The organism is Bacillus hominis (assembly GCF_030348325.1).
GTDB classification, from domain to species: domain Bacteria; phylum Bacillota; class Bacilli; order Bacillales; family Bacillaceae_G; genus Bacillus_A; species Bacillus_A hominis.
Map to the genome: position 1 here is coordinate 4,839,000 of NZ_JAUCFS010000005.1, position 11,465 is coordinate 4,850,464.

At 37.6% G+C, this 11,465-nt stretch carries 10 protein-coding genes; all 10 read right to left on the minus strand.

Features of this window, described 5'->3' with window-relative positions; all coding sequences use genetic code 11:
- Window positions 1-132 precede the first annotated feature (132 nt).
- The 10 genes from spoIIQ to nuoN all read right to left on the minus strand — a co-directional run bounded on the left by spoIIQ (window position 133) and on the right by nuoN (window position 11,461).
- The gene (gene spoIIQ / locus QUF93_RS27770; protein WP_289360839.1) at window positions 133-1,056 is read right to left on the minus strand and encodes a stage II sporulation protein SpoIIQ; all 924 of its coding nucleotides are present in this window, start codon (window positions 1,054-1,056) and stop codon (window positions 133-135) included.
- 161 nt (window positions 1,057-1,217) lie between these two features.
- On the minus strand, window positions 1,218-1,925 hold the full coding sequence (locus tag QUF93_RS27775; protein ID WP_289360840.1) for an ABC transporter permease: 708 nt from the start codon (window positions 1,923-1,925) through the stop codon (window positions 1,218-1,220).
- Window positions 1,925-2,767: an ABC transporter ATP-binding protein gene (locus tag QUF93_RS27780; RefSeq protein ID WP_289360841.1), complete on the minus strand. Its 843-nt coding sequence runs from the start codon at window positions 2,765-2,767 to the stop codon at window positions 1,925-1,927. Before QUF93_RS27780 ends, QUF93_RS27775 begins: the two co-directional genes overlap by 1 nt.
- A 179-nt stretch (window positions 2,768-2,946) precedes the next feature.
- Window positions 2,947-3,954 carry a LytTR family transcriptional regulator DNA-binding domain-containing protein gene (locus QUF93_RS27785; RefSeq protein ID WP_289360842.1) on the minus strand — a complete coding sequence of 336 codons (1,008 nt, stop codon included), beginning with the start codon at window positions 3,952-3,954 and terminating at the stop codon, window positions 2,947-2,949.
- Window positions 3,955-4,077: 123 nt separating this feature from the next.
- The gene (locus QUF93_RS27790; RefSeq protein WP_289360843.1) at window positions 4,078-5,694 is read right to left on the minus strand and encodes a long-chain fatty acid--CoA ligase; all 1,617 of its coding nucleotides are present in this window, start codon (window positions 5,692-5,694) and stop codon (window positions 4,078-4,080) included.
- 323 nt (window positions 5,695-6,017) lie between these two features.
- The gene (gene spoIID / locus QUF93_RS27795) at window positions 6,018-7,037 is read right to left on the minus strand and encodes a stage II sporulation protein D (RefSeq protein WP_289360844.1); all 1,020 of its coding nucleotides are present in this window, start codon (window positions 7,035-7,037) and stop codon (window positions 6,018-6,020) included.
- Window positions 7,038-7,394: 357 nt separating this feature from the next.
- Window positions 7,395-8,699, minus strand: coding sequence for a UDP-N-acetylglucosamine 1-carboxyvinyltransferase (murA, locus tag QUF93_RS27800; RefSeq protein ID WP_002123823.1), 1,305 nt, complete (start codon window positions 8,697-8,699; stop codon window positions 7,395-7,397).
- Between the two features lie 39 nt (window positions 8,700-8,738).
- Window positions 8,739-9,443 carry a YwmB family TATA-box binding protein gene (locus QUF93_RS27805; protein WP_002139032.1) on the minus strand — a complete coding sequence of 235 codons (705 nt, stop codon included), beginning with the start codon at window positions 9,441-9,443 and terminating at the stop codon, window positions 8,739-8,741.
- 51 nt (window positions 9,444-9,494) lie between these two features.
- The gene (locus QUF93_RS27810) at window positions 9,495-9,731 is read right to left on the minus strand and encodes a DUF1146 family protein (RefSeq protein WP_002113021.1); all 237 of its coding nucleotides are present in this window, start codon (window positions 9,729-9,731) and stop codon (window positions 9,495-9,497) included.
- 215 nt (window positions 9,732-9,946) lie between these two features.
- Window positions 9,947-11,461: an NADH-quinone oxidoreductase subunit NuoN gene (gene nuoN / locus QUF93_RS27815; RefSeq protein ID WP_353050857.1), complete on the minus strand. Its 1,515-nt coding sequence runs from the start codon at window positions 11,459-11,461 to the stop codon at window positions 9,947-9,949.
- Window positions 11,462-11,465: the final 4 nt, after the last annotated feature.

Consider the following 11,465-nt stretch of genomic DNA (forward strand, 5'->3'; position numbering starts at 1 on the left):
TCCCTTTTGTAATATATATTCGAGAATCTCGTCATTTTTCCTTGTTATTGCAACTTTTTTCTCGAAATTGATTATTTTTATATGAAAATGAAAAAATCAACTCTCCTAATGAGAACTGATTTTTTCACTTTATTATTCTTGTGAAGAAGAACCGTTAGATGATTCTGTAGAACCATTCGTTGATTTTTCTTCTTTTTGAGATTTCTCATCTTGTTTGCCGTTCGTTTCTTTATCACTAGTCGAACCGCTTGTTGATTTCTCTTCTTTTTGAGACTTATCTTCTGTTTTACTTTCTGGTTTCGTGCTTGTTGACTTTTCTTCTTTTTGAGATTTGTCATCAGCTTTTTTACCAGAAGCATTTGTCGCCTTTGCAGCACCTGCATCAGCTTTAATTTCTGCTACTGATTTATTTAAATAACGCTCAGGGTTCACAGCCACATTGTCTTTACGTACTTCAAAGTGAACGTAAGAACCTGCCTCTTTATTCATTGCACTTAGACCTGATTTTCCTAACACTTCACCTTGTGCAACCCTTGCACCTTTTTCTACTTTCACACTGCCTAAGCTTTGATAAGATGCTGCTACACCATTTCCACTATCTACTGTTACAACATAACCAAGAAGTGAATCTTTTTCAGCTTTCGTTACTGTACCACTTAAAGCAGCTGTAACATCAAATTCTTTTCCGTTTTTCGCAGCAATGTCGATTCCTTTATTAGGGGAATATGTGTTGTTATAAAAGACAAGTGCTTTTTCTTGTTCCGCCTCTGATGCCGCATCTTCATAGAATTTCTTCTGTACTACTACTTCTGCATTTGCTGCAGCTGGCATTTTCACTACTTCTGAAGACTTTGTTACTGGTACTGCTGGATCTTCCGTTTGTGTATACGGTGTTGCTTGATCTTGGTTCGGAGCTTTCTTCGGATTAGCTCCCTGGAACCATAGCGCAACCATTAAGATTACCGCTGCACAAGCAATGTATAGTGCCGGAAACACCCATCTTCTTTGAAATAAATGTACTACTTTTCGCGACTTTTTATTATTTCTTCCTCGCATTCCATCATCACCTCAGCAATCATTTTGAACAATATTCAATCATCCTATACAACCTATAACTAATTACTTTTCGACAAAATCTGTAAAAATATGTATAGAAATTACGAGATTTCCGAGGAAATGATAGAAAAAAGAAAAAACTGAGCGTTTCAGCTCAGTTTTTAGTCCATTTGTTTCTTTCTATACACGAAAAGCGTAATAACAAGTACTGCAACTAACCAAATAGTTATGTTCAATAAATTACTAGTAATTGCACTAAAACCTTCTCCTTTTATTACACTACTTACTGCAAGACCGATATGACGAGTTGGTAAATAATCGATTATTTTTGTAACGACTTCATTCTTTACAAACATTCCAATTAAATCACCGAAAAGAAATGTCATTAATATTGGTAATCCAATTGTTGATGTTTGCGGCACATTTTGAGCTAATAATCCAATACAAGTACCAATGAGGTTAAATATTAGCATTCCAAGAACAAAGATGAGTAATAATAACGCAAAATTCCCTTCTAATTTACCTAAAATAAGTAGATTAATAAAGCAGATTGCAACTGTAATCATACCTGTTAATGAACTTTTACCAATTAATACTTCAATAGATGATGCTGGTGATAGCATAAGAACACGAAGCGTATTTTTTTCCTTTTCTTCAGCGATGAGCATCGCCTGTACAAAGCCTCCGACCATAACTAACGCCATCGCAGTTAACGTACTTGCTCCAACTTCTCTCATATTATCTGAGCGACTAAATAATACCGAAAAGACAAGTGGCATTATCATCATAATTAAAGTTTGTGAATTCGTTTTAAAATCCTGTAACTCTTTCCGAAAAATAGCTGAAAATCGTCTCATTGAAAATGTCATTATAGTCCCCTCCCAGTAACTTCAATAAAGATATCGCCTAGCGTTGGTTCGTGTGAATGAATGGATAGTAATTCACCTTTTTTCATCCATTCTGAAATGCGTTTTGCCCCTAATTCATCTTTTTTCACAATTTCTTTCTTCTTATCTGTTAACACAACTTGTATTTGATCTTTCGCGTATTGCAAGCGAAGGTTTTCCGGTGTATCAAGCGCCACAATTTCTCCGCCGCACAGAAAGGCGATGCGGTTGCACAGCGTTTCTGCTTCGTCCATGTTGTGCGTTGTTAAGAAAATCGTTGTTCCTTCTTTATTTAAATCTTTTAAGATTTTATGAATGTTTTGTACGTTTACTGGATCGAGTGCAGATGTTGGTTCGTCTAAGAAGAGAATATCTGGTTTATGAAGAATTGCTCTCGCTAATGTGACGCGCTGTTTCATTCCTTTTGATAATTTTTTCACTTGTGTTTTTTTATCATCTAATAGGTTTACTTGAGCTAGTACTTCATCAATTCGTTCTTTTTTACAATCGTATAAGTCACAAAATAATAGTAAGTTATCATAAATGCTAAGTCTTTCATATAAGCCGCTATTATCTGTTAAAATACCGATTCGTTTGTAATCGATGCTGCTTGGTCCTGTAATGTCTTTACCTAATACTCTTACAATTCCAACGCTATGAAGCAATTGAGATGTTAATATTTTTACTGTTGTCGTTTTCCCAGATCCACTCGGTCCGAGGAATCCAAAGATTTCTCCTTGCTTCACCTCAATATTTACATTTCGAAGTGCTGTTTTTTCGTTGAAAGTTTTCATTACATCTTTCATTTCAATTGCCAATGTCATTTCTTCATCCCCTTTGTTTTTCTTATATAGATGAAATTCGCTTTCGCAAGTTTCGATTTGGTTGTTTCGCTTTTCTTGACTCAATCATATGAAAAACAAAGGGTTTACGCAGTAAAATACCGGTAAAAGGAGTATTTTTACCGGTGAATGAATCCTATTTTGAGCTTATCGGAGTATTTTTATAGCCCAATTACACCTTTTAATTCATCCATTCGTCCTTTTGAAAGCGGGATTGAACTTTTTCTTTCGTCATCCAAAATTAAGCTAAAACTATTACGAGTCCACGTAATAACTTCTCGTACTCTTTGTAAATTAACTAAATATGAACGATGACATCTGAAGAACCCAAACCCTGTTAATCTCGCTTCTAGTTCACTTAATGTTAATGCACATACGAAATCTCCTTCGCGCACATGAATATGTGTCACTCCATTTTGCGTTTCAATGAAATGGATCTCCATCGGATCCAGTAAAATGATTTTATCGTTCACTTTCGCTGGAATTCTTTCAAGTTTCATTTGTGGAATCATTTGAACTACTTTTTCTTCATCGACTTCTTCAACTTCCTCTGGCTCTATTTCTACTTTTTTCACACCATCGTTGTTTAATATGTATACATCTTCTGTTAACGAAAGTGCGTCCGATAAGAAAGATGACGTAATAAAAATCGCCTTTCCTTGTTCTTTCATTTTCACAATCGCTTTTCGAATAATAATCGTACTCTCTGTATCGACATTTTGCTCCGGCTCTTCCAAAATAACTAAATCCGGATTATGAATCATAACTCGCCCAATATGAAGACGGCGTTTCTCTGAAAATGATAATTTTTCTATTTTAACGTTTAACTTATCTAGAAGACCGACATATTGTACTACCTCTTCCATACTCATATTGGATTCATAAAGCCCTAATAAAAACTTGAAGTACTCCTTCACCTTCAAACGGTCGTATGCTTCATCTTTCAAAAAACAAAAACCGATGCGTGAATATACTTTCTTTCCAATCGGCTCCTCTTCAAATAACACACTGCCCGAAGAAGCACCTTCTTCTCCTATAATAATGCGATGCAACACTTTAGCTGTATGATTATTACATTGCAAAACAACACATTGTCCTTTTTCAACCTCCAATTCAATTGCCGGTAACTGGTTCGTCTTCCCTAATTGTTTCAACTCCAATAACGCCATTCTGTCTCCTCCAAATGTTTTTCCCTAATTATATCAAACAATTAATGGAAGATTATGATATTTAATACAATGTTTTTATACTGTATCAACAAAGAAGGCTACCCATCAGGATAGCCTTCTTCTCTATTTCTGCTCCACCATATAAGTCTTCAACTGATCACGAAGTGCTCTTTTTAGGAATTTCCCTACAGATGTTTTCGGAATTTCATTTACGAATAAAATATCATCTGGCATCCACCATTTTGGGAATTCGGCTTCTAGTAAAGCATACAGCTCTTCTCTTTCTACTGCCTGTCCTTCTTTTAATACGACACAAGCAACAGGGCGTTCTTGCCATTTTTCATGCGGAACTGCCACGACAGATGCTTCTAATACGTTATCGTGTGACATTAAAGCATTTTCTAAATCTACCGAAGAAATCCACTCACCACCGCTTTTAATTAAGTCTTTCGTACGATCAGCAATTTTAATAAATCCTTCCGAATCAACTGTAACGATATCTCCTGTATGGAGCCAACCATCCTTCATCGATTCCTCTGTACGCTCATCTTTATAATAGCTACCGGCGATCCATGGACCTCTTAGACACAGTTCTCCCATTTCTTCTCCATCCCATTTAATTTCACCGTCTTGTCCGATCACTTTCATTTCTAGCCCAGGGAATAAATATCCTTGGCGAGAGCGCAAATTATAATATTCTTCTTTCGGTAAATCACGTTGATATGATTTCGGACAATTAATTACAACAGCAGGACTCGTTTCTGTCATTCCATATATTTGTCTAAATGCAATTTCATATTTCTCTTCATACGTACGAATCATACTTTGCGGAGCCGCTGATCCACCTGACCATATCGTTTTTACGCTACTAATATCATATGGATGTTTTTCAAGTTCTTGTAATAAACCAATCCAGATTGTCGGCACACCAGCCGTAATTGTTACTTTCTCACTTTCAATTAACTCCGCTAAAATTTCCGGTGTAAAATGCGGTCCTGGTAATACGAGTTTTGTCCCAAACCATGTACTCGCAAACGGTAATCCCCATGCATTAACATGGAACATTGGAACGACAGGCATACAAGTGTCTACTTCTGATATATTCCCGCCATCTGCAAGTCCGAGTGTATAACTGTGGAGCGCAATACTACGGTGTGTATAAACTACACCTTTCGGTTTCCCTGTTGTAGCCGATGTGTAGCACATACCGGCTGGTTCTTTTTCATCTAAATCTTTTACAAACGGAAATGTCTCATCGCCTTCTTCGAGTAATTGGTCGTAATGATATGCTGGTGATAGTGTTGTGTGAGGTAGTTTATGATCGTCTGTCATAATAATAAAGGCTTTTACATGTGGAATTTCGTGTTGAATGCTCTCTAATATAGATACCATATCTTCATCGACAAGAATGATTTTATCTTCTGCATGATTAATAATATATGAAATGTGATCAGCGGAAAGCCTTAAATTAATTGTATGTAGCACCGCTCCGATTCCTGGAATCGCAAAGTATGCTTCCAAATGCCTATGATGGTTCCAAGCAATTGTACCTACTTTATCCCCTTGTTCAATTCCCATTTTCGTTAATACACTAGCGAGCCTTCTCGTCCGCTTTGCAACTTCTCCGTATGTTAATGTATGAATACGAGATGCAGTCCGTGAGACAACTTCCTTTTTCGAAAAATATTTCTCTGCTCGTTCCATCATTGACGGAATGAGAAGTGGTACATCCATCATCATTTTTCATTACCCCCTGTTATTATGTTTTATATATTCACATAACTGTATTATAACACGTAGTATACAGGGTAACTCCCATTTATTTCTACAAATAATGACAAAAAGGGGTGCCCCATAAGTCGAACTTTCCGACTAGGCGACACCCCTTTATATTTTCTCCTTGCTGAACAATACCATAGCAACTGAAATTATATTAACGATTTTTCGAATATATCTATCGTAACTTACAATATATCAACGATTCGACGAGGAATATCGATTTACCGACAAAGTTTGACAATAGCAGCAACCTATATAATAAAGGTGTATGTGCACCATCATCCCTATTTTTTCACCATTAACTTTCCTTCATAATCATTCATCGTCTTTATTTCAACGCCTTTATAGTAATGAGCGACTATCTCTGTATATTTCTTACCTTCCCCTGCCATACCATTCGCACCGTACTGGCTCATCCCAACGCCGTGGCCGAAACCTTTCGTCTTAACGGTGATGGTATCTCCTTCTTGTTTCCACGTAAAGTCTGAGGAGCGTAAATCTAACTTTTCACGAACTTGTTTTCCTGTTAATGTTTTTCCTTGAAACTCTACATCCTTTACTCGTTTTCCTTCCGTAAGGTCTTTAATATTACCGACCTTTCCGTCCGCTAGTATTTTCACACCGAGACGTTTTTGAAAATCAGCTACTGTGAATGATTGCTCACTCGTAAATTTTGGAGAGGCTTGATCCCACGGACTATCTACGCTTTTCAAGTATGGATAATCATTTCCCCAATAATCAGCTGCATTTTCTGTTCGGCCGTTACTCGTTGAGAAAAAGGATGCTGAAATTGGTTTTCCATCGTACGTTAAAACTTGTCCTGCGGTTTTCGAAACTGCTTCCTCGATTTTCTTTAAATTATTTTCGTAGTTATTACCCCATTGTTTCTTCAATTCCGCTTTGCTTTTGTACACTTGATCTTTCACTGTATCTGTCACGTCCGCATTGTTTTTCTTACCTCCGCTTAGCATACGCTGCACTACAAATGTTCTTGCTGCTAATGCCTGCGCCTTTAGCGCCTCTATTTCAAAGCTGGCATTCATCTCAGAAGCTACTACACCGGCCACATACTCCTCCATAGGTAATGTTTCTACCTTCTTCTGCTGATCACGGTATACAGCAACTTGAACCGCTGTATCCACTTTCCCTGGAGCTGATATACTTTCTATCGCTGGAGGAGTTTTAGAAGCTGCTTCTTCCCCTACTTTCGCTTTCGCAAACGGAATAACAAGAGCAGCAGGTACAATGATAACGAGCGCTATTAAGAGCGCTACTGTAATGAAAAGTGGCTTTGAAAATTTCATCCTATTCCCCCAATATAAGTTGGATTCCTTTCATTCTTATGGAACTATGGGATCTTTTAGAACATACTTGGGGGTATCGGTATAAAGTGAAACTATAATCAGTGGGGGTTTTGTTCATCCCCCACTGATTATTAGCCTTCACCAATCGGGCTTTTACGGGCAGCAGGGCTTCCATCTAACTTCTTTGCTCCAGCCGAATTTTGAGGTGAGAGTCTTACTGCCCGTTAATGCGGGATAAAACGAAAATTTTCTAAATATTTTCACTGAGACGTGCATAAGTATAGAATTTATTGACTATAACAGTAATAACCCCAAAAAAAATAGCCCCTACGTCAAAAGACATAGAGACTATTTCAATTAAGCGTGAAGATCAGAAACTTCTTGTTCTTTCACTTCTTCTACTTTTTCGTTTACACGTTCAATAGTTGCACCTAATGCAGCTAATTTCTTATGGAAATCTACATAACCACGGTCAAGATGTTTTAACTCTGTTACACGAGTATAACCTTCTGATACTAAACCAGCTAAGATTAATGCTGCTGCTGCACGTAAATCAGTTGCACCTACTTCAGCACCTTGCAAGCTACTTGGACCGTTCATAATTACAGAACGACCTTCGATTTTAATATCAGCATTCATACGACGGAATTCTTCAACGTGCATAAAGCGGTTTTCGAATACCGTTTCTGTAATCATACTTGTTCCATCAGCATGTAGTAATAATGCCATCATTTGCGATTGCATGTCTGTTGGGAAACCTGGATGAGGCATAGTTTTAATATCAACCGCTTTTAACTTATCTGGGCCGATAACACGTACACCTTCATTTTCCTCAATAATTTTAACACCCATTTCTTCCATTTTCGCTGTAATTGAGCGTAAATGTTCAGGCACAGCATTTTCAATTAAGATGTCTCCACCTGTAATTGCCGCTGCAACCATGAATGTTCCTGCTTCAATACGATCAGGAATAATAGGGTGGTTTGCACCATATAATTTCTCAACGCCTTCAATACGGATCGTTCCAGTTCCAGCTCCGCGTACTTTCGCTCCCATTGCATTTAAGAAGTTAGCTAAGTCAACGATTTCTGGCTCTTTCGCTGCGTTTTCAAGGATTGTTGTCCCTTTTGCTAATGTAGCTGCAGACATAATGTTTTCTGTCGCGCCTACGCTTGGGAAGTCTAAATAAATTTTAGCTCCTTTTAGTTCTCCCTCTACGTGTGCCTCAACAAATCCGTTACCAACTTTTACTTTCGCTCCCATTGCTTCGAAGCCTTTTAAATGTTGGTCAATTGGACGTGAACCAATTGCACATCCACCAGGAAGTGCAATACGAGCACGACCGTTACGTGCTAATAATGGTCCCATTACCTGAACAGATGCACGCATCTTACGTACATACTCAAATGGTGCTTCAATATTTAATTCTTTAGAAGAATCGATTGTTACTTGGTTATTTTCAAATACGACTTCAGCATTTAAATGACGTAATACCTCGTTAATTGTGTATACATCAGATAATACTGGTACTTCAGATAGTACATTCTTTCCGTCACTCGCTAATAGGGCTGCAGCGATTATAGGTAATACAGCATTTTTTGCGCCCTCAACACGCACTGTGCCGCTTAACCGCTTTCCGCCACGGACGATGATCTTTTCCAAATTATTCCCCTCCGTGTCCTTTTTTCAGTATCTATTCACTCAATACTCAGAAGTTATGATCGGTGTGCCAACCACAATTGTATCTTTGTTGTTTGTAGAACGTATTGCTATTTGCACATTTATTTTCTCTCTATTTGTTGAAAGAGCGTCATTCCACTTTTTATTATATGCGGAGACTGATACAAATGCTCTTTCTTCTATCTGTTCGATCGCTCTTGCTGAAAGATCTTTCAAAACCTGATTGGTTTTATTTTGCAAAACACCTTCAATCTTATCATTCAGTACACCTTGAACACAAGTGTAAATTATAGGTTTTTCACTAAAAATTTTATCCATGTTCTGGACGTACTTCGGGTCCCATTTCGCCCCGCTTACTTCGAAAATAATAAAAGTGTTTTCTTTAGTATTTTCCTTACTCCAAGTTACTACTATTCGTTCTTCATGTGAAGAAGATTTTTTATAGGATGTAGCCTTATATCCATCTGGAGATTGTTCTAATTCCCAACTTTCGATGTTTGCCTCTTCCTTCACATCGTTTAACAGTTTTTGAAACGTATGTATATTAGAAATTGTTTTCGTTTCTCGCGCTAACCATGACCACCGCTCTACTTTTGCATCGTTCTTCTCTAAAGCTGCAATCATGCTCTCCATTTTCTGTTCATCGCTTATTGGTTTCATCTCTTTATATCCAACCAAAAATAAAACAACACTTACGATAACAATAAGAATGGCTTTAAACTTCAATTTCATCCCCTCCTATCCCCATTGTTAACGGAGATATGAGGTTCTATACACTTACTTTACTAAATACGTTAAACTCTTTGAATAGCCTAAATAATCAAGGAAAAAGTTACTTACAGATGTCCCAATTGTAATTGTAATTAGGATGAGTAATACTCTCGTCTGCATCACTTTCCCAGACTTCATTAAACGCTCAATATGAATACCTTGTAAGGCCCACCACGTAATGGTAATAAATAATAAATGTGAAACAATGGCAATCAGTGCTTGTTGCCCTAAAAGATGTGCCAAAAAATCGACCCCTTTTTTTGCTTGGCTACTACTTACGCAAAATGGAAAAAACGATACCATAAATAAGTAGGAGCCACACTTTTTCACACGCAAATAAGCATCTTACATTTTACATCGTAATTTTCTGTTAAAAAACATATACCTATAGATGTTTTCATTTGCCGCTACTCCAAAATAAAAAGCGTAGAGTACGGACTCTACACCTTTTATTTTTACTATTGTACCACGTTACCTAAGAAGAAGAAATCTTTCATTAATGGAAAATATTCATAGAAAAAATTGTAACCAATCATCGGCATAATCCCTAGTATTACAATTGAAATTGCACAAAGACTCATGACAATCTTTATATTTAACGGTAACTGAATTTTCTCGTCTTTCTCTCCAGTACGGAAAAACATTTGCTGTAATATCTGGAAATAATATATGAATGAAATAACCGTCGTCCCCATCATAATACAAGCTAATACGTAATGAGCTGGTTCTACATGAAGTGCTCCTAAAAAGATGTTAATCTTTCCAATGAAACCCGCCGTCCCTGGTATCCCGGCCAAAGATAAAATAAAAACAGTCATCACTATAGCTGTAAATGGTGATCGTTTGTATAACCCGGCGAAAATCGTCATATTTTCCTTATCACTTTGTAAGATTAATCCGTGGGTAATTGCGAATGCCCCTATGTTCATAAGCATATACGCAAGCATATAAAACCACATACTATCCATCGTGAATGGTGATAATGCCACAAGAGGCACGAGCAAATATCCAGCGTGCGCGATACCCGAATAGGCAAATAGACGTTTTACGTTGTATTGTTTTAATGCTACTACGTTCCCAACAATCATCGTAATACTCGCTAGCACCGCAATGTATATGCTCATACGCCCGTATAAAGATTGTGCGTCTCCTTGGATTTCCACACCTGCAAAAACCATTAGGAACAGGCGAGTAATGAGTAAAAACCCAGCAATTTTAGAAATTGTTCCAAGAAAGGCAGTGACAGGTGTAGCTGCTCCCTCATATACATCTGGTGCCCACATATGAAACGGCACTGTTGCAATTTTGAATGAGAGTCCAACGAGCAAAAGTAAAAATGCAAGGGCTAACAATAATTGAATGCCACCAGCCAGCTCCTGCGTAAATGCCTTTTGCATTTCCACTATGTTGGTCGACCCTGTAATACCGTATAAGTAACTCATTCCAAAGAGTGTAATTGCTGTTCCAATTCCTCCGTTAATGACATATTTCATTGCAGCCTCATTCGATGCACGGTTTCTTTTTCGGATTCCTACTAGAATATACGAAGAAAGCGAGAGCAGTTCTAAACCAACGAACAATGTGATGAAATCAACGCTAGAAGCCATGAACATCGCTCCTAGGAGCGCCATTAAAAACAAGTAATAATATTCTCCTTTGTCTTGAATAGGCTCCTTCTTGTCATCGCTTATTGCCATACATAAAACGAGGGCTGCTCCGCCTAACAACAACGTTTTAAACCCTTTTGAAAATCCATCTAGTACAAACGATCCATTTAAAATATCTCCTGCCGGTTCGCTGTATAGCGAAATTAATGGCACTATCGCTAACAAGACAGCGGCAATTGCACTAATGGCTACGTACCTATGGTTCAGCTTAAAAAACAAATCACATATGGAAAGGAGGATGGCGGCCCCGAGAATAATGAATTCTGGTACCATGAGATGCCATGATAAGCTAAATAACGTGTTCATATCC